A 19,236-nucleotide genomic window follows, 5' to 3' on the forward strand; every position below is an offset into this window, starting at 1 on the left:
TTGAATAATTTCAGATCAGGCATGGCCATGGCAACCGTGGCCACGAGCAGTGCCTTGCTGCTGGCCAGTGGTGAAGTGTGGGCAGAGTCGGTGCGACATGCCCCCTGGGACTGGCCACTGGCAGGCTTACTATGTCTGGCTACGGGTATCTGGCTGGGCAGTATCTGGCAACGCTTGCGTCAGTCCCGGCTACGCATCAATGCCTTGCATTTTCACTTACAGCACTCGACCGATGCGCTGCTTGCGCTGGATGAAACAGGCCGGGTACAGGCGACAAGCCCGTGCTGCGCCGACCTGCTTGGCCATACTCCACAAAGCCTGCAAGCCAGCGGCCTGCCTGCCCGGCTGTGTCAGCAGTTGCAGCAGCAAACGGCATTGCTGGCACCTCCCCACTTTATTAACTGGCAAGACGCCCAACAACGGCCTTTGCAGATGGGCGTGCAGCAGCTGGTCATGCCAGCCGACACGCTGCCAGCACACTGGCGGGTATTACTGCTGCATACGGTCGACACCGCCCCTCCAGTATCGCCACTGACCGCAACCATGCTGACGGCACTGCAGGGGGCGCGTATCGGCCTGTGTGAATTCGACCTGGATCAGGCACAGATTCGCTGCAATAGTGGTGCGCTACATACCTTGCTGGGGCTGCCGGCAGAGCAGGAGAGCATCAGTCTGGGCGATTGGCTGCAACGCGTGCATCCGGAGGACCGCAGCCTACTGGACAATGCACTGCAGAATATCGGTCCGGACACGGCTGCCGTGCTGGATCTGGAATACCGCATGCAACATGCTGATCTGCACTGGGAATGGCTGGAGCAGATATTCCAGCCTGCCGAGGCGAGCACGCACCCCCGTCATGTACAGGTATTCAGTCAGGTCATCACGCCCCGCAAGCTAGCTGAAACAGCCATGCGCCGACGCGAGCTGGAATTCCGCACCCTGGTGGAAAATTCCAGTGACATCATTGCCCGCTATGATCTGGAGCTGCGCTGCCAGTTTATCAACCGCAGCGTTAGCCGCTACTCGCCCATGATCCGTGACGAGCACATCGGCAAGACCGTGCATGAAAAAGGCTGGCCGGACAATGTGGTGGCCCAGTTCGAGCAGGAGTGCCGTCGTCTGATCGACAGCGGCGAGCCACGTTGCTTTGAAATGGAGTTGCTGTCGCACAACCGGCGCTACATTTTTGAAACCCGCCTGTTTCCCGAATTCGACAGCAACGGCAAGCTGACCAGCATATTGTCGGTAGATCGCGAAATTACCGACAGCCGTCAGGCCAACCGCCTGCTGAGCGAAGAAAATGCGGTGATGGAGATGATTGCCGCCAATCAGCCGCTGGAGGATATCCTGGGCCAGATCTGCACCATGATCGAATCCCAGCTCACTGGCGGCCGCTGTTCGGTGATGTTGCTGACGGAAGACGGCGAGCACCTGCACGTGGCCTCGGGCAACAAGCTGCCCGCCGGTTACCTTGACATCATCGAGGGCATTGCCATTGGCCCTCAAGTGGGTTCCTGTGGCACCGCCGCCTACTTCAAGCGCACCATCATCGTCGACGATATGGAAAACAGCCCCTTGTGGCAGCCCTATCTGGAGCTGATCCGCCCCTTCGGGCTGCGCGCCTGCTGGTCGACACCGCTATTTAGCAGTCAACGCGAGCTACTGGGTACCTTTGCCATTTACTACAACGAAACCCGCGCGCCCAACCCCGATGAAATGCGCCTGGTCTACCGCAGCTCGCATATCACCGCCATCGCCCTGCAGCGAGACCAGCATGAGAAAAAGCTATTCCAGCTGGCCACCATGGACGAGCTGACCCGGCTGGACAACCGTCGCAATTTCCTGCTGCAAGCTGCGCGCGAACTCAAACGCAGCCAGCGCAACAGCACGGACATGGCAGTGCTGATGATGGATCTGGATCACTTCAAGAACATCAACGATGCCTATGGCCATGCGGCGGGCGATCAGGTGATTACCCATTTTGCCAACCTGTGCCGCCAGATGCTGCGCGCAACCGATCTGGCCGGACGGCTGGGTGGCGAGGAGTTTGCCGCCTTGCTGCCGGAGGCTGACTGCACACATGCACTGGCCGTGGCGGAAAGGTTACGCAGTGCAGTGAACGACAGCCTGGTGGAGGTCAACGGTCAGCAGATTCACTACACGGTAAGCATCGGCCTGTCCCTGTTGCGCGATAGCGATCTGCACGTGGACGACCTGCTGAAACGGGCGGACAAGCTGCTCTATCAGGCCAAACACCAGGGGCGCAATCAGGTGTGCCACGACCTGAGGCTCAAGCTTGTCTGACCGGTGCCAAGCCAGCGGGCCGGACTATCGCATCCGGCCATGCTGGCCCTAAGATACGCTTTTCTTCGCGATAGCCCTTGCCGTGAACCACTGGCGTACCGACTACCTCACCCATCCGCTATACCAGCCACTGGCCGACATTGCCCACCTGCTGCTACTGACTGACTGGCCAGCACAGCAGGATTATGACCACTTGCTGCAACGGGCCCGCTCGCTCAGCACCCTGCCAGCAGCACTACGGTTCTGCTGTGATCTGCAAGCCGATGCCTACTACGAAATGCACATCGGCAACACCGGAGAAGTCCCCACCCGCAGCCGCAACTGGCATGACTGGTTCAATGCCCTGGCCTGGCTGGCCTGGCCCCACAGCAAGGCTGCTCTCAATGCACGCCATCTACGCGCCATCGCCGCCGGGGAGATCAAACGCGGGCCACGGCGCGATGCCGCCACCTTGCTGGATGAATGCGGCGTGATTGTGGCCTGTGCGCGGCCGGAACTGGGTCAGGCGCTGGATGACATGCAGTGGCACACGCTGTTTGTCGATGAGCGCGCGGCCTGGGGAAAGCACATCAGCGTGCACACGCTGGGGCATGCCATTTTCGAGGTGGGTTTGCAGCCGCATCTTGGCTGGTGCGGCAAGGCCTTGCTGCTGCCCGTGGACGATGCATTTTTCAGCGCCTGCGCAACCGCACAGCGCCAGCAGCTGGATACCATGCTGGCAGAGCAGCTGGCCGATGATGACTGGCTGGCCAGCCCGCGCCAGCTGTGGCCGCTCCCCTTGCTGGGCATACCGGGCTGGTGGCCGGACAATGAAAACCCGGCCTTCTACCGCAATACCGACTACTTCCGTCCCAGCCGACGGGCAAAGTCATCCAGCGAAACGGTCTGAAGTCGTTCGGTGACACTGCCCAGCAAGGCTTCAATACCCTGGCCGACATCATCGTCATTGGCCAGGTCGGCCCGGTAGACAAACAGCTGGAACAGGTCGGACAGCTGCACGGTAGCCAGTTTGCGCATCAGCACCCAGCCATCGCGCTGGCCTTTTTGCACATAGCCATGCTGGGCCAGCTTGTCCAGCACCAGGCCCAGCTCGTCATAGCCTATCCTCACCTGCGTGCGCAGCTGCACCGGGGTCAGGCTGCAGCCCCGCTCCTGAGCGGTATCCAGCATCAGCAAGACTTCCACCGCATCCAGAAAGCGCCGCCGTGGCTCGAAACGCCGCCGCCAGGCCTCGCCCTCCCAATAAGACAGGGAGGCGGTAAACACCGCACCGACCAGCACCACCAGCCACAGGCAGTACACCCACAACAGAAAGATGGGGATGCTGGCAAAGGCGCCATACACCAGCTGGTAATTGGCTACCTGGCCGATGTAATAAGCAAACAGCAGCTTGGTCAGTTCCAGCAGCACGGCGGTAATCATTGCGCCCAAGGCCGCATGGCGGATGGGCACGAAACGGTTGGGGACAATGCGATACAGCAAGGACAGCACAATGCCGGTCAGCAAGATGGTGCCACCGGCTTCAACGGTGCCAGCCAGCAGCGGCATGGTTTTTTCGAACCGGGTGAACTTGAGCAGCCAGCGCCAGGACAGCAGGCCACCGCCCAGCACCAGCGGCCCCAGCGTCAGCACCGTCCAGTACACCATGCTCTGTTGAAGCCAGGGCCGAGCGCGGCGCACGCTCCAGATGGCATTGAAAGTGCGCTCTATCGTAGACATCAGCATCAAGGCCGTCACACCCAGCATCACAATGCCGGCGGCGGTCAGCTTTTCCGCATTGTCGGCAAACTGGCGCATGTAGACCGAAATCACCTTGCCAGCAAATTCCGGCACCAGCGTGGACAGCAACATCACCTTGAAGCGGGTGCTGTAATCGGAAAATACCGGGAAGGCAGAAATCACCGTCAGCGCAATGGTGAACAGGGGGACCAGCGCCAGCAGAGTGGTAAAGGTGAGGCTACCGGCCACCTGCAGCACACGCTGGCTGCCCATGCGTCTGACCAGGAAACCGGCAAAGCCGATTTGCGAAGCGTATTGTCGGAGCGAATTCATGAGGCGCAAGGTAATGCAGCCACCCGCAGCTGGCAAGCAACAGTCGCAGCATCCGGCGCATTACTCACCACAATAAGCTGGCAATACCCCTGCTGGCATCATGTTTTGTACACCGTCTTCATACAAATTAACGATTGGAAGCTGTTATCATGCAGCCTGTTATCGTGGCCATCGTTTGACGATGGCATATCAACGGATATTGCCGTGCAAGACATTCTTGTTCTCTATTACAGCCAGCATGGTGCCACTGCCGAACTGGCCCGCCTGATTGCCCGTGGTATCGAAAGCGTACCCGGCTGCCAGGCCCGGCTGCGTACCGTACCCAGGGTTTCCACCGTGTGCGAAGCCAGCGAACCGACCATTCCCGCCCAGGGCGCGCCCTATGTGGAAAAAAGCGATCTGGCCGAATGCATCGGCCTGGCACTGGGCAGCCCCACGCGCTTTGGCAATATGGCAGCGGCCATGAAGTACTTTATCGACAGCACCAGTGGTGAATGGATGGCTGGCGCACTGGCCGGCAAGCCGGGCTGTGTGTTTACCAGCTCCTCGTCCATGCATGGCGGGCAAGAGTCCACCTTGCTCAGCATGATGCTGCCGCTGCTGCACCACGGCATGCTGCTGGTCGGCCTGCCTTATTCCGAGCCATCGCTGGCGGCCACCCAGACCGGTGGCACACCTTATGGTGTCAGCCACGTAGCCGGGATACAAAACGACCGCCCTCTGTCCGAAGACGAGCGCAAGCTGGCGCAGGCTCAGGGCAAGCGTCTGGCCGAAGCGGCCCTGCGACTGCAACAGCCCGTACCAGGCCAGCACGGATAACTAACTTCCAGACAGCCGCCAGCTGTTGACATGGGTCGATCAGCCCACCTTGCGTGGCCTGCCGGCTTTTTCTTTTTTCGCAAGTACCGACCGGCAGCGCGCTGCCCAGGCCGGTATCAGGATCTTGTTTTATGTGCGGAATCGCAGGTTTCTTCTCCCAACGCCCGGTTGCGACCGCCACCGCCGACGCCATACTGCTGGAACTGGCCCGGCGCGGCCCGGATGCCGCCCACCAACTCCTGCTGGATCAGCAAGGCGTAACGGCGGGAACAGACAATATCCACAACGCCTTGCTGCATGCGCGGCTGTCCATCATCGACCCGCGCCCCGAGGCCGACCAGCCGATGCGCAACGACGATGGCCAGATCTGGATCTGCTACAACGGCGAGGTGTACGACTGGGAAGCGGGCAAGCGCGAGCTGGAACAGGCTGGCGCGGTGTTCCGCACCCACTCCGATACAGAATTCATCCTGCGCGGCTATGAAGCCTGGGGCATCGATGGCCTGCTGGCGCGCCTGCGCGGCATGTTTGCCTTTGCCATTCTCGATTTGCGCCAGGGCAAGGTACACCTGGCACGCGACCGCATGGGCGAAAAACCACTGCTTTATGCGCTGCTGGATGGCAATCTGGCCTTTGGCTCGCTAGTGCGTTCGGTGCTGCCGTTTGTACCGCTCGCCGCACGTCAGTTTGCCCCAAGCGCCATCGACGCTTATCTGGCGCACCGTTACATCCCGGCACCGGCCACGGTATTTGAAAACATCCAGCGGCTGGAAAACGGCTATTGCCTGGAGTTTGATCTCTCCAGTCGTCAATTGCAGAAACGTCGTTACTGGCAACCGCAGGCAGAAACCGGCGACTGGCTGCCGGAGCTGGACCGCGCCGTGGCCATGCGTACCGTGGCCGACCGCCCGCTGGGGGTGCTGCTGTCCGGCGGCATTGACTCCACCCTGATTGCCAGCCGCCTAGCCACCCAGGGCTATCAGCAGTTTTCCACCTTTACCGCTGCCTTTCCCGGCAGCACGCTGGATGAATCGATCGACGCGGCAGATTCGGCCCAGCGCATGGGGCTGAGCAATATCCGCATTGATATGCCGGACAATCTGGCAGCGGATTTTTCCCGCATTGTGGCCGATCTGGACCAACCTTTTGCCGATCCATCCAGCTTCCCCACCTGGTATCTGGCACGCGAAGTCAGCAAGCATGTGAAAGTCGTTCTGGTGGGCGATGGCGGCGACGAGCTGCTGGCTGGCTACAAGCGCATGAACAAGCATCTGCGCACCCGCTGGCGGCGACACCTGCAACTGCCGCTGGGCATCCGTCCCTCGCTGGATGGCAAGCAGGGCAAGCTGGCCACCGAGCTGGCGATGGACTGGCAATCGGCCTATTCGCTGCGTTTTTCCGGCATGACGCCAGGCCAGCGCCGCTATCTGCAAGTGGGGCGTGAGCTGCAACAACTCAGCTACTGGCGCAAGCCGGACGACATCGGCCCGGAAGCCAGCGATGCCGTCCCCGGCCTGCAAAGCCTGCTGGCCATCGACTTCGCCAACTACCTGCCGGACTACATCCTGCAAAAGTCGGACCTGTGCACCATGGCGCACGGGCTGGAAAGCCGCGCCCCGTTACTGGACCACGGCTTGTACCAGCATCTGCTGGCCACGACAGACGCCGAGCGCTACACCCAGCCTGCCAAGCTGATCTTCCGCCGCGCCATGCACCCGGCCCTGCCTGCAGATTTCTTCCAGCGCAAAAAGCGCGGCTTCAACCCGCCGCTGTCCGGCTGGCTGAAAACCAGTCTGGCCGAGCGTTTTTCCGGCCTGGGTGGCCGACTGAACCGCCTGACGGATGGCCTGCTGGATGCGACTGCGGTGGATGCCTTTGCCAACGCCTACCGGGGTGGCAAGGAAGCGCTGGCCGAGCAGATGCTGCAATTACTGATTCTGGACGAAAGCCTTACCCAGCTGGACGCGCTGCGCCGCGCCCTGCCCTAGCCCCTGCAAATCACCGAGTAATGATCATCCGGCAGCGGGGCATAAAAGCTGCTGGGTGGTACGCCCAGTTCGCGCTTGAACATGGTGGCAAAGGCACTGGGGCTGGCATAACCCAGGTCCAGCGCCACTTCCAGCACGCTGGCCCCGCAGGCCAGCTTTTCCAGCGCGGCAATCAAGCGTGCCTGCCGCCGCCACTGCCCCAGTGACAAGCCGGTTTCCCGGCTGAAACGGCGCTGCAAGGTGCGCGAGTCCATCGCCAGTAGCTCCGCCCACTCTTCCACCGAACGGGCATCACCCGGCTCGGCCTGCAAGGCCGCACATAGTTCTTGCAACACCGGGCTTTGTGGCCGTGGCAGGGACAAGGCCAGCGTGGGCAGGCTGCGGATTTCATCCAGCAGCAGCTTCATCAGCCGCTCGTCGCGCGAATCCGGCGGATACGGCACGGCAATACTCATCGCCGCCAGAATCAGCTCGCGCAGCAAGGGCGAAATGGCCAGCACCCGGCACTCCTGCGGCAAACCTTCCAGACTGTCAGCCCGCACATACACCGTGCGCATGCGCACCGCGCTGATCATCCTCACCTGGTGCCAGGTATCGATTGGCAGCCAGATGCCACGGGTAGGCGGCACAATCCACTGCCCCAGCGCCGTGCTCACCACCATCACGCCTTCCACCGCATACAACAGCTGCGCCGTGGGGTGGGCATGGCGCGGCGTATCCTCGCCAGCCGGGTAATCGCGCGCCTTGGCCACCACCGGGGCAATACCGGTGTCGTACTGGTGCAGATGTTGATAATCATTCATGACTGTCATGTTCTCGAAGAAGATTGCCCTTCATGCGCAGGACGGGCAGGAAACCCCTTGATAGCATGATGAACCCACCACCACAAGACGACCTCATCATGACAAGCGCCAGCCAGAGCATGGCCCCGCCGCAGGACACCCGCTTCCGGGTATTGGGTGCCATCAGTTTTACCCATTTCCTCAACGACATGCTGCAGTCGCTGATTCTGGCCATCTACCCGGTACTCAAGGGTGGCTTTCACCTGAGTTTTGCCCAGATCGGCCTGATGACGCTGGTTTACCAGTGCACCGCCTCGTTATTGCAACCGCTGGTCGGCATTTACACCGACAAGCGGCCACTGCCCTACTCGCTGGTATTCGGCATGGGTTCCACCCTGTGTGGCCTGTTGCTGCTGTCGGTGGCACCCAGCTATCCAGTGCTGCTGATGGCCGCCGCGCTGGTGGGCACTGGCTCGTCCATCTTCCATCCGGAATCCTCCCGCGTGGCGCGCATGGCCTCGGGTGGCCGTCATGGCCTGGCGCAGTCGCTGTTTCAAGTGGGTGGCAATGCCGGTACCGCCACCGGCCCCTTGCTGGCCGCACTGGTGGTGTTTCCCTATGGTCAGCCCAGCCTGGCGTGGTTTTCGCTGGCTGCGCTGTTGGGCATGCTGGTGCTGTGGCGTATCGGTAACTGGTATGCCCACCAGCAGCGCACCGCCAAGGCACACAAGGCCATCGTAGCCACCGGCCTGTCGCCGCAGCGCACCGCCTTCACGCTGGGCATACTGGTATTGCTGGTTTTCTCCAAGTATTTCTACCTCACCAGCATCACCAGCTATTTCACTTTCTACCTGATGCAGCACTTCGGGCTGGGGGTGCAGGCAGCACAGCTGCATCTGTTCATCTTCCTGTTTGCCGTGGCTGCCGGTACCGTGCTGGGCGGGCCGATTGGCGATGCCATTGGCCGCAAGCGGGTGATCTGGTTCTCGATTCTGGGGGTGGCCCCGTTTACCCTGGCGCTGCCGCATGTGGACCTGTTCTGGACCAGCGTGCTGTCCTTCATCATCGGCTTCATTCTGGCCTCGGCGTTTTCTGCCATCCTGGTATATGCGCAGGAGCTGGTGCCGGGCAAGGTGGGCATGGTGTCCGGGCTGTTCTTCGGCTTTGCCTTCGGTATTGGTGGTATCGGTGCAGCGGTGCTGGGACAGGTGGCCGATCACTACGGCATCGAAACCGTGTACCAGCTGTGCGCCTTCCTGCCTCTACTGGGCATCATTACCGTGCTGCTGCCCGACCTGCACCACAAAAAGGCCTGAGCCACGCGGCACGTTGACAAACAAGCCTCTCGCTTTCTGAAAGGAAAGCGAGGTTTCCTTCTTCAATTGGCAAGGCAAGGGCGGGGGGATAGGGAATAGATGGAAAGGCTGCGGAATCAGTTACTTCATCGAAAGGCCTGGCTTTGCCGGGGCCAGTACAATCGCTCCAAATAACTTTGTCAGCAGCCTGAAAACCGGCCTTGATGGCCGGTTTTTTCATGGTGCTGCCGGGGTAAGAAGTGGCGCAGTTGTAGCAGTGACCAATGGCTGGCAATCCCGCGCCAGTGTGCGGCCGCCACGGGTCAGCAATACAGCCTGCTCACCCTTGTTCCACCACACCAGCTGCTGGCTGGCATAGCGTGCGCCGCTGGCGCTGCTGACCCGCACCAGTCGGTAATGGCGGCCATGCCAGCTGATGCGGATAGGCACCACGTCTTCCACTTCTGGCTGCGGATATTCCACGCTGACCGTGCGCTGGGCAGCGCACTGGTAATCCACCTTTTGTAATACCACCGTATTGCCGACTGGTGGCGTAACAGGTTCCGCAACGGCTTCCGGCCCCGGCTCGGCCAGTACCGGCAGACTTAGCAGGCTCAACAACAAGGCGATCGCAGTTTTCATGCAGCGTCCTCACTCAGATCATCCCCGCGCCACGGGGCTACTTTCAACAGCAATAACATGCCGGGCAGGGCCAGCAGGGTGCACAGCAGGAAAAACCCCATCCAGCCCAAGTCATTGACAATATAGCCGGTAGCCGCATTGGCAAAGGTACGCGGCACGGCGGACAAACTGGTAAACAAGGCAAACTGGGTGGCGGTATAGGCCGGGTGGGTGGTGCGGGCGATAAAGGCGACAAAAGCTGCCGTGCCCAGGCCCACGCCCAGCGCCTCGAAACCGATCACCACCGCCAGCTGTGCCAGCTGGTTAGGGCCAATCTGCTGAAAATGGCCATAGCTGGCCAGCCAGGCAAAACCCAGTATCGACAGCACTTGCACCACACCAAACAGCCACAGCGCGCGGTTGATGCCCAGCTTGAGCATCCACACCCCGCCCAGCAGCGCACCAATCACGGCGGGCCATAGTCCGGCATTCTTGGCCACCAGGCCAATCTGTGATTTGGCAAAGCCCATGTCCAGGTAAAACGGTGTGGCCAGCGCGGTAGCCATGCTGTCACCCAGCTTGTACAGGAAGATGAAGCCCAGAATGGTGGCGGCACTTTGCCAGCCCTGGCGGTGGATAAACTCATGAAACGGCTCCACCACCGCTTCGCGCAGGGTTTTGGGTGGCGCAGCAGTCAGTTTCGGTTCGGCCACCAGCAGGGTCATGATCAGCCCCGGCAACATGAACAGCGCAGTCACAATAAACACATTGGCCCAACTGGTATGGTCCGCCAGAATCAGCGACAGCGAGCCCGGTACCAGCCCGGCCAGGCGGTAGGCATTGATGTGGATGGAATTACCCAGCCCCAGTTCGGCTTCCGGCAGCAGCTCGCGACGGTAGGCATCCAGCACGATGTCCTGACTGGCGGAGAAAAACGCCACTACCGCCGCCAGCGCGGCAATCTGCTGTAATTGCAGTTGTGGATTGAACAGGCCGAACAGGGCCATGCTGAGCAGCAAGGCCAGTTGGCTAAGCAGCATCCAGCCACGGCGCCGCCCCAACAGCGGCGGGACAAAGCGATCCAACAGCGGCGACCAGAGAAATTTCCAGGTATACGGCAGGCCGATCAGGGCAAACAGGCCGATGGCCTTGAGATTCACCCCTTCGCTGCGCAGCCAGGCCGGTAACAGGTTGATCAGCAGGTATAGCGGCAGGCCGGAGGCAAAGCCGGTGAAGATGCAGATCAGCATGCGGCGCGACAAAATGGCCTCGCGCCAGTGAACGGGAGCTTGCGTCATGTATCCTTGTGGCCGCAGCCATCAATGCAAATAACAATGTAAAAAGGCGGCCATGGCCGCCTTGAGGTCAGGAAAAATCAGCCCTGCCGCGCCACGCGGTAAAACGCCAGGCTGCCACGCAGATTGGGCAGGAAATGAATGCGTTTTTCCTCGTTCATCACCACCCGTTCCAGCACGCGGATGCCGTTTTTGGCACACAGCGCTTCAAAATCCCCCAGCATGCACCAGTGAATATTGGGCGTGTTGTACCACTCGTAGGGGATGGTTTCCGACACCGGCATATGGCCTTGCAGAATCTGCCAACGGTTTTCCCAGTAGCCAAAATTGGGGAAGGTGACGATGGCCTCGCGGCCCACGCGCAGCATTTCCACCAAAATCTGCTCGGTATTGTGCATGGCCTGAATGGTTTGCGACAACACCACATGGTCAAAACGCTGGTCTTCAAATTCGGCCAGACCGGTTTCCAGGTTGCCCTGAATGGCATTAACGCCCGCTTGCACGCAGCGCACCACATTGTTGACGTCAAAATCCACGCCATAGCCGCGCACCGCCTTGTGGCGGTTCAGCCAGGACAGCAGGGCACCGTCGCCGCAGCCCAGGTCCAGCACGCGGCTGGCAGGGGCTACCCAGTCGGCAATCAGTTGCAGGTCGGCCCGTAACGTGTTGGCAGCGCTCATGCGTTCACCTCCTCGGCCACGCGGTTCAGATAGGCGCGCATCAGGTTGACATAGGGCTCATCCAGCATCAGGAAGGCATCATGGCCGTGTACTGATTCGATTTCGCCGTACACCACTTCCTTGTCCGCCGCCACCAGCGCCTTGACGATTTCGCGCGAACGCTCCGGCGAAAAACGCCAGTCCGAGGTAAAGCTGGCCACCATAAAGCGCGCCGTGGCCTTTTTCAGTGCCGCCACGATGTCGTCGTTCAAATCCTTGGCCGGGTCGAAGTAATCCAGTGCCTTGGTCATCAGCAGATAGGTATTGGCGTCGAAGTAATCGGAGAACTTGTCGCCCTGATAGCGCAGGTAGGATTCGATCTCGAACTCCACCTCGTAACCAAACTGGTAATCACCACTTTTGAGCATGCGGCCAAATTTTTCGCCCATGCCGTCATCGGATAGATAAGTAATATGCCCCAGCATGCGCGCCAGCCGCAGGCCACGGCGCGGGATGGCATCGTGGGCGTAGTAGTCGCCGCCGTGGAAATCGGGGTCGGTGAGGATGGCCTGTCGCGCCACATCATTGAATGCGATGTTCTGTGCCGACAGCTTGGGCGCAGAGGCAATCACCAGCGCATGCGCCACCCGGTCCGGGTAGTCGATGCTCCATTGCAGCGCCTGCATGCCCCCCAGGCTGCCACCGATGATGGCGGCCCAGCGCTCAATCCCCAGCCGGTCGGCCAGGCGCGCTTGCGAACGCACCCAGTCCGGCACCGTTACCACGGGAAAGGTCGAGCCCCAGGGCTGGCCGGTGGCCGGATTGATGGAGGACGGCCCGGTGCTGCCGTGGCAGCCTCCCAGATTGTTCAGCCCCACCACGAAAAAGCGGTTGGTATCGATGGGCTTGCCGGGGCCAACCATATTGTCCCACCAGCCTGCGGCCTTATCATCGGCAGCATAGCGGCCCGCCACATGATGATGGCCGGACAGTGCGTGGCAGATCAGGATGGCATTGCTGCGCGCGGCATTGAGCGTGCCATAGGTTTCAAAACACAGCTGGTAGGCAGGCAGTACGGCACCGCTGGCCAGATGCAGCGGCGTGTCAAACTCCGCTGTCTGCGCCTGCACGATGCCGACAGACCTTGTCAGATCGGACATAACAAAAAAGGCCTCTAATGATTATTGCCCCGCCGGCGGCCTTGCTGGCCATTCTCGGTGCGGAGCCTCCTGTAGGCTACGACTGCTATCATCGCTTGTCTGGCCGATTATATCCATAGCCTTGCTTGCCCCGGCGCGGCCGGCACCGCATAATCGGCCCGGTTTTCCTGCCTGACACCTGCCATGATTGGTCGCCTGTTCCGCCTGCTGCTGCTGTTTGCCGTGCTGTATGCCATTGCCCGCTGGCTGCTGGACCGGCGTCAGCGCGCCAGCCTGCGCGAATTCGTCAGCACGCTGGCTATTGCCCTGCTGGCTGCTTCCGCCATCTTTGTGCTGCTGTACTGGCTGGGCTTTCACCAGCTTTAGACGTACAAGCCTTGATATGGCACAGGGCCATGCCGGGGCAAACTGCCTAAGCTGTGGGCTTTTCTGTCTGCACCCTGCCGTTTAGCACCATGGACCTTACCGCTCACCTGCATACCTTTGGCCATTACCTCAAGCGTCGCCACGGCGAGGCTGTGCACAAGCTGTCATTGGCCGGTGACTTCACCTGCCCCAATCGCGACGGCACGCTAGGCCGTGGCGGCTGCACCTTCTGCAATGTCAAAAGCTTTGGCCGCGATGCCGGTGCGCTGTCCATCAGCGAGCAGATTACCCGAGAAAAGGGCAAAACCAACCGCGCCCGCCGTTATCTGGCCTACTTTCAGGCTTACACCAGCACCTATGCCGAAGTCAGCCTGCTGCGTCAGCTGTATGACGAAGCCACGGCCAGCGCCGATGTGGTGGGCCTGTGCGTAGGCACCCGGCCGGACTGCGTGCCGGACAGCGCGCTGGAGTTGCTGGCTTCCTACCAGGCCACAGGCAAGGAAGTATGGCTGGAGCTGGGTTTGCAAACCGCGCATGACCACACCCAGCGCCGCATTCTGCGCGGCCACACCCTGGCTGATTACCGCGATGCAGTACGGCGCGCCCAGCAGTTCGGCCTCAAGGTATGCACCCACCTGATTGCCGGCCTGCCCGGTGAGGACACTGCCGATGTACATGCCACGCTGGATACCGTGCTGGAAATCGGCGTGCAGGGGCTGAAGCTGCATCCGCTGATGATTGTGCGTGGCAGCCGCATGGCCGCCCAGCACCAGCGCGGTGAAGTCTCTGCCATGGCGCTGGACGACTACGCCAGCCTGGCGGCAGCACTGATTCAGCGCACCCCGCCCGAGGTGGTATTCCACCGCATTTCCGCCACTGCCCAGGCACCCACGCTGATTGCGCCGGACTGGTGCGGCCCGCGCTGGACTGCCTTGCAGGCCATTGGCCAGTTGCTGGCGCGCGATGGCGGCCAGGGCAGCGCGCTGGGGCGGTGCTGGTCGGCACAGGCGGCCTGAGCCAGCATCGTGCAAGCGCACCATCTGGCGCTTAACACAAATTAGCCATTGGCTATCAATCCAGCCTGAACAATCGTAAAGATTGCATGTCAGATTCTCCTTGTTGCTGCGACAAAGAAGCACAGCACTGGAGAAACCATCATGCTCATCAAGAAACCCGCCGACATCCAGCCTTCGGAGATCACCCCCGAAGGCGTTTATTTCAACCGCCGCCAGTTTATGCTGGGTAGTGCCGGGCTGCTGCTGTCCGGCGAAACCCTGGCCGCACTGGCCAGCAAGAAAAGCCCGCTGTCGGTAAGCGACAAGCCCAACAGTCTGAAAGACATCAGCAGCTACAACAACTACTACGAGTTCGGCACCGACAAGAGCGAACCGGCGATGTATGCCGGGGCCTTGAAAACCCGACCGTGGAATGTGGTGGTGGATGGTGAAGTGGGCAGGCCGCGCAGCTTTGGCATCGAAGAACTGCTGAAACAACCGCTGGAAGAGTGCATCTACCGCCTGCGCTGCGTGGAAGGCTGGAGCATGGTGATTCCGTGGATAGGCTTTCCGCTCTCCAGCCTGCTCAAGCAAGTGGCCCCCAACTCGCGCGCCAAATACGTGGCGTTTGAAACCCTGCAACGCCCGGCCGAGATGCCCGGCCAGCGCGGCCGGGTACTGGACTGGCCTTACCGCGAGGGCCTGCGCATGGATGAAGCCATGCATCCGCTTACCATTCTGGCGGTCGGCCTGTACAACGATGTGCTACCGAATCAGAACGGCGCGCCGATCCGGCTGGTGGTGCCGTGGAAATACGGCTTCAAGAGCATCAAGTCCATCGTGCGCATCCATCTGCAAGAACAAATGCCCGCCACCAGCTGGAATATGGCCAATGCCCACGAATACGGCTTCTATTCCAATGTGAACCCGGAGGTGGACCACCCGCGCTGGAGCCAGGCCAGCGAACGGCGCATCGGCGAATTCCTCAAGCGCAAAACCTTACCGTTCAATGGCTATGGCGATCAGGTGGCCAGCCTGTACCGTGGCATGGACCTGCGCAAGAACTTCTGACATGACCACCCTGCGCATGAAAAACCCTGCTGCCCCCCGCCAGCCTGCCCGCTTCAACTGGCTGAAGATTGCGGTCTTTGTACTGAGTCTGCTGCCACTGGCCCGCGCAGCGTGGATTGTGCTATCCGGTGATGCCGTCAATCCGGTGGAGTTCATCACCCGCTCCACCGGCACCTGGACGCTAAGCTTTTTGCTGATCACCCTGGCCATCAGCCCGCTACGGCAGATTACCGGCTGGGGCTGGCCGCTGCGCCTGCGCCGCATGCTGGGCCTGTATGCCTTTTTTTACGGCTGCCTGCACTTCACCACCTATGTGTGGCTGGATCAGTTTTTTGACTGGCCGGGCATGCTGCACGATATCGCCAAGCGCCCCTTCATCACCGTGGGCTTTGCCGCCATGCTGCTGATGACGCCGCTGGCCATCACCTCCACCCAGGGCTGGATGCGTCGGCTGAAACGCAACTGGGGCAAGTTGCACCAGTTGGTTTACCCGGTGGCCCTGCTGGGCGTGCTGCACTACTGGTGGCTGGTGAAAAAAGACCTGACCCAACCCATGTTGTACGCCAGCGTGCTGGCAGTGTTGCTGGGTTGGCGGCTGGTGCGCAAACTGCGGCAGCCTTAAACCGGCAATACCTGCTGGAAATGCTCCACCACCGGAAACGGCTGATAAAAGTGATGCAGCAGCCGTTTCCACTCCTGATAACCCGCAGACTGACGAAAGCCCTGCTCATGGGCGGCCACGCTGTCCCATCCCACCAGCAGCAGGTATTTGCCTTCCACTTCCAGACAGCGTTGCAACTGGTGCCAGTGATAGCCCGGCATACTGGCAATGATGGCCTGTGCCTCGGCAAAGGTGGTTTCAAACTCTTGCTGCATCCCCGCTTTTACTTGCAGCATGGCCGCTTCCAGAATCATGGCAATTCCCCGCAGAAAACCTCAGCATGCCACAAGTGACACGGTTTGCAGTTGTTGGCCGCAGCCACTAAAGTAACCGTTTTGCCGTAACAGATAGACGGATATGTCCAAGGAAAAAACGCCGGTCACCCAGGCCATTCGCGTACTGCGCGAACACAAGGTGGAGTACAGCGAGCATCTGTACAAATATGAGGACAAGGGCGGCACCACGGTGTCGGCACGCGAACTGGGCGTGGACGAGCACTGCGTGGTGAAAACGCTGATCATGGAGGACGAGCAGAAGCACCCCTTGATCGTGCTGATGCATGGCGACCGCGAAGTGGGCACCGGCATGCTGGCCAAGCAGATTGGCGTGAAGAAGATCAATCCCTGCGACCCGAAAACCGCCGACAAGCACAGCGGCTATCAGGTGGGTGGCACCAGCCCGTTTGGCACCCGCCACCCAATGCCGGTTTACATGGAAAGCAGTATTGCCGCGCTGCCGCGCATCTATATCAACGGCGGCAAGCGCGGCTTTCTGATTGGTGTGGACCCGCAGGAAGTGATCCGCGTGTTGCAGCCGGTGCTGGTACAGGCTGCCGCCTGATGCCAGACGCAAAACAGGGCGGTCACGCCGCCCTGTTTGCCATCAAAGTCTGCCGTTTTACCACCACCAGAACATGAAGCCCCAGGCGGCATCCACCAGCGCCAGGCCCGCCATGACACAGACCAGCGCCGGCACACTACGCCAGCCAGCCTGCCATTGCCGCACAATGCCCGCTGCCAGCCACAGCGACCAGGCATTGGCCAGCAACAGCAGGCCCAGCCGCAGGTCATTGGCCCAGCCGGTGGCAATGCCCTCCGCCTTGAGCAGGGTGACCGTCAACGCCGACAGCCCCAGAAACACCCCGATACCAGCCAGCGGAATCAGGCTTTGCGCCAGATGGTGCAGGCGCTGGCTGCGCCATGCCCCGGCCAGGCGCACCGCACAGGACAGTGACAGCAGCAGGCCGCTGCCGATCACCAGCGCCGTACCCAGCATGTAGGCAATGATGGACATGCCATCCAGCCAGGAAAACACATCGTTGTGATCGGGGTAATGGGTAAGCAGCCACCACGGCGCATTGGTATCCAGCGGCCACATGATGTCGTGGTCCACCAGCCATTCGGCAGCGCTCTGCTTGAGGTCGACAAACCAGGGGCTGGCCGTCCAGTGGAAACCACCCATGGCAATGCCCAGCAAGCCATACACAATCAGCAGCGTCTGCCACACCGTGGCCTCTTTGGCCGCCACCTTCACCACCTCTTCTGCGGGCGAACGCAGGCTCAAGCTGATGGCGTCGCGGTGACCGCTGCAGCGGCCGCACATATGGCAACCACTGCCGCCCTGCATGTGGCGCAGCGGCTGCAAGGGCGCGCAATCCACGGCCTGAATGCGGATGACGCCGGACTGGCGGGTGGATTCCAGCCAGCGCTGTTCATCCACCTTGTAATGCATGGGCGCCAGCTTGGACAGCAGAGAAAACACGCCATTTACCGGACACAGATGACGACACCAGGCGCGCTTGCCACGGGTATACACCAGGCCGACAGCGATGGCCGCCACGGTAGAGCCACCCAGCACCAACAGCGCCGCCTTGGGGTATTGGTAAACGCTGACCAGCTGGCCGTACAGGGTGGTGAGGGCAAAAGCAACAAAGGGCCAGCCGTCCCAGCGCATCCAGCGCGGAATCGGTCGGCCCAGCCCCTTCTTGGCAGCCCATTCGCTGAGCGCCCCTTCCGGACACAGCACCCCACACCACAGCCGGCCAAACAGCACCATGGACAACAGCACAAAGGGCCACCAGATGCCCCAGAACACAAACTGGGCAAAGATGGTGAGGTTGTTGACAATGCGGGCGCTGTCACCCGGCAGTGGCAGCCAAGCCGGAATCAGCAGCAGCGCTGCGTACACCAGCACCACCAGCCACTGCAGCAGGCGCAGGGCGCCGGCATGGTCGCGCAGCCAGTTACCTACAATGGCCAGACGGCCATGGGCGGCGCTTCCATGGCTGCCGCAACCACCGGACAGCGGGCGGATGAGCTCGGGCCGGCGACGGTGATCGGCAAGGGGTTTCATACGGCCTGACGACGCTTACGCCAGAAGAACAGGCCAAATACGCCAGCCCAGAACAACAGATAGGCCAGCAGGCTCATCAGTGCCGGGTGAGCGCGATAACCGGTAAGCGAGGCCACCACGCCACCGGCCGGGCTCATGTCATCCAGTACCGCCGAACTATCCCACAGCGGGTCGATCAGCGCCGGCAGGATTTCCATGGAAATCAGCTTCTCCACCCCGGCCAGGAACAAAGATGCACCCAGCAGCAGCAGCATGATTTCGGTCACGCGGAAAAACAGCCGCCAGGACAACACCTTGCCGCCCAGCTGCAATACAAAAAAGGTGAGGAATGCCAGCGCCAGGCCCATCAGTGCCGCGCCACTCATATTGAGCAGGGTTTGGCCGTCGGCGCTGCCCAGCATGCCGTACAGGAACACCACGGTTTCACTGCCTTCACGCGCCACGGCAATGGCCACCAGGGTGGTAACGCCCCACCAGTTGGCAGTGCTGGCGTTATCCGCCAGGCCCGATTCCAGCTCTTTTTTCAGCGTGCGGCCATGCTCGCGCATCCACAGCACCATCTGCACAATCAGGCCGGAAGCCATGAATTCCATCACGGTCTGGAACACATCCTGCGAGCCAGCCATCAGCGTGCTGGCCGAAAACAGCGCCACAGCCAGCAGTACCGCCAGCGCTATCCCCAGCGCCACGCCACCCCACAAATAGGGCTTACCGGCACGACCTTGCGGGTTTTGGTTCATCCAGGCATTAAGGATGCCCACCACCAGCAAGGCTTCGACGCTTTCGCGCCAGACAATGAACAATACCTGACCCATT

General features: G+C 61.0%; 19 protein-coding genes. 10 read left to right on the top strand and 9 right to left on the bottom strand.

Annotation, left to right across the window (positions count from 1 at the left end):
- The first annotated feature begins 21 nt into the window (after window positions 1-21).
- A complete protein-coding gene (locus tag ACODR9_RS11585; protein ID WP_488809429.1) occupies window positions 22-2,304 on the top strand; it encodes a sensor domain-containing diguanylate cyclase in 2,283 nt (760 codons plus the stop codon).
- A gap of 82 nt (window positions 2,305-2,386) precedes the next feature.
- Entirely contained in the window at window positions 2,387-3,193 is an 807-nt protein-coding gene (locus tag ACODR9_RS11590) for a DUF3025 domain-containing protein (protein WP_488809430.1), read from the top strand.
- Here ACODR9_RS11590 and ACODR9_RS11595 read toward each other — a convergent pair.
- Window positions 3,145-4,356: a YihY family inner membrane protein gene (locus ACODR9_RS11595; protein ID WP_488809431.1), complete on the bottom strand. Its 1,212-nt coding sequence runs from the start codon at window positions 4,354-4,356 to the stop codon at window positions 3,145-3,147. The genes ACODR9_RS11590 and ACODR9_RS11595 overlap by 49 nt on opposite strands.
- A gap of 204 nt (window positions 4,357-4,560) precedes the next feature.
- Here ACODR9_RS11595 and wrbA point away from each other — a divergent pair, with 204 nt between their 5' ends.
- Both wrbA and asnB read left to right on the top strand, forming a co-directional pair.
- On the top strand, window positions 4,561-5,175 hold the full coding sequence (gene wrbA, locus ACODR9_RS11600) for an NAD(P)H:quinone oxidoreductase (RefSeq protein WP_488809432.1): 615 nt from the start codon (window positions 4,561-4,563) through the stop codon (window positions 5,173-5,175).
- Window positions 5,176-5,306: 131 nt separating this feature from the next.
- Complete coding sequence (asnB, locus tag ACODR9_RS11605; RefSeq protein WP_488809433.1) at window positions 5,307-7,163, top strand: asparagine synthase (glutamine-hydrolyzing); 1,857 nt, start codon at window positions 5,307-5,309, stop codon at window positions 7,161-7,163.
- Here the strand turns inward: asnB and ACODR9_RS11610 are convergent.
- Entirely contained in the window at window positions 7,160-7,966 is an 807-nt protein-coding gene (locus ACODR9_RS11610; RefSeq protein ID WP_488809434.1) for an AraC family transcriptional regulator, read from the bottom strand. The genes asnB and ACODR9_RS11610 overlap by 4 nt on opposite strands.
- 65 nt (window positions 7,967-8,031) lie before the next feature.
- On the opposite strand from ACODR9_RS11610, the gene ACODR9_RS11615 reads away from it, so the two are divergent.
- Window positions 8,032-9,261, top strand: coding sequence for an MFS transporter (locus ACODR9_RS11615; protein WP_488809435.1), 1,230 nt, complete (start codon window positions 8,032-8,034; stop codon window positions 9,259-9,261).
- Window positions 9,262-9,477: 216 nt separating this feature from the next.
- On the opposite strand, the gene ACODR9_RS11620 is transcribed toward ACODR9_RS11615, so the two are convergent.
- From ACODR9_RS11620 to metX, 4 genes are all read right to left on the bottom strand, one after another.
- Entirely contained in the window at window positions 9,478-9,882 is a 405-nt protein-coding gene (locus ACODR9_RS11620) for an MliC family protein (RefSeq protein ID WP_488809436.1), read from the bottom strand.
- Window positions 9,879-11,159: an AmpG family muropeptide MFS transporter gene (locus ACODR9_RS11625; protein WP_488809437.1), complete on the bottom strand. Its 1,281-nt coding sequence runs from the start codon at window positions 11,157-11,159 to the stop codon at window positions 9,879-9,881. The genes ACODR9_RS11620 and ACODR9_RS11625 overlap by 4 nt, the downstream gene beginning before the upstream one ends.
- 77 nt (window positions 11,160-11,236) lie before the next feature.
- On the bottom strand, window positions 11,237-11,836 hold the full coding sequence (gene metW / locus ACODR9_RS11630; RefSeq protein WP_488809438.1) for a methionine biosynthesis protein MetW: 600 nt from the start codon (window positions 11,834-11,836) through the stop codon (window positions 11,237-11,239).
- Window positions 11,833-12,975, bottom strand: a complete 1,143-nt coding sequence (gene metX / locus ACODR9_RS11635; protein WP_488809439.1) for a homoserine O-succinyltransferase MetX — start codon at window positions 12,973-12,975, stop codon at window positions 11,833-11,835. Before metX ends, metW begins: the two co-directional genes overlap by 4 nt.
- A 183-nt stretch (window positions 12,976-13,158) precedes the next feature.
- On the opposite strand from metX, the gene ACODR9_RS11640 reads away from it, so the two are divergent.
- The 4 genes from ACODR9_RS11640 (at window position 13,159) to msrQ (ending at window position 16,029) form a co-directional block, all read left to right on the top strand.
- Window positions 13,159-13,341 carry a protein MIGRI gene (locus ACODR9_RS11640; protein WP_488809440.1) on the top strand — a complete coding sequence of 61 codons (183 nt, stop codon included), beginning with the start codon at window positions 13,159-13,161 and terminating at the stop codon, window positions 13,339-13,341.
- Between the two features lie 89 nt (window positions 13,342-13,430).
- Window positions 13,431-14,357 carry a tRNA modification radical SAM protein MnmL/YtqA gene (gene mnmL / locus ACODR9_RS11645; RefSeq protein ID WP_488809441.1) on the top strand — a complete coding sequence of 309 codons (927 nt, stop codon included), beginning with the start codon at window positions 13,431-13,433 and terminating at the stop codon, window positions 14,355-14,357.
- A 141-nt stretch (window positions 14,358-14,498) separates the two neighbouring features.
- Window positions 14,499-15,407: a protein-methionine-sulfoxide reductase catalytic subunit MsrP gene (gene msrP / locus ACODR9_RS11650; protein ID WP_488809442.1), complete on the top strand. Its 909-nt coding sequence runs from the start codon at window positions 14,499-14,501 to the stop codon at window positions 15,405-15,407.
- A 1-nt stretch (window position 15,408) separates the two neighbouring features.
- The gene (gene msrQ, locus ACODR9_RS11655) at window positions 15,409-16,029 is read left to right on the top strand and encodes a protein-methionine-sulfoxide reductase heme-binding subunit MsrQ (RefSeq protein WP_488809443.1); all 621 of its coding nucleotides are present in this window, start codon (window positions 15,409-15,411) and stop codon (window positions 16,027-16,029) included.
- Here msrQ and ACODR9_RS11660 read toward each other — a convergent pair.
- A complete protein-coding gene (locus ACODR9_RS11660; protein ID WP_488809444.1) occupies window positions 16,026-16,322 on the bottom strand; it encodes an antibiotic biosynthesis monooxygenase family protein in 297 nt (98 codons plus the stop codon). The two genes, msrQ and ACODR9_RS11660, sit on opposite strands and share 4 nt — an antisense overlap.
- Before the next feature lie 103 nt (window positions 16,323-16,425).
- Here ACODR9_RS11660 and ybaK point away from each other — a divergent pair, with 103 nt between their 5' ends.
- Window positions 16,426-16,908: a Cys-tRNA(Pro) deacylase gene (gene ybaK / locus ACODR9_RS11665; protein ID WP_488809445.1), complete on the top strand. Its 483-nt coding sequence runs from the start codon at window positions 16,426-16,428 to the stop codon at window positions 16,906-16,908.
- Window positions 16,909-16,965: 57 nt separating this feature from the next.
- Here ybaK and ACODR9_RS11670 read toward each other — a convergent pair whose 3' ends face one another.
- Together ACODR9_RS11670 and ACODR9_RS11675 are read right to left on the bottom strand one after the other, a co-directional pair.
- Entirely contained in the window at window positions 16,966-18,420 is a 1,455-nt protein-coding gene (locus ACODR9_RS11670) for a 4Fe-4S binding protein (protein WP_488809446.1), read from the bottom strand.
- Complete coding sequence (locus tag ACODR9_RS11675) at window positions 18,417-19,235, bottom strand: FTR1 family iron permease (protein ID WP_488809447.1); 819 nt, start codon at window positions 19,233-19,235, stop codon at window positions 18,417-18,419. Before ACODR9_RS11675 ends, ACODR9_RS11670 begins: the two co-directional genes overlap by 4 nt.
- Window position 19,236: the final 1 nt, after the last annotated feature.

The sequence above is a fragment of the Aquitalea sp. FG25 genome (genome assembly GCF_057809375.1).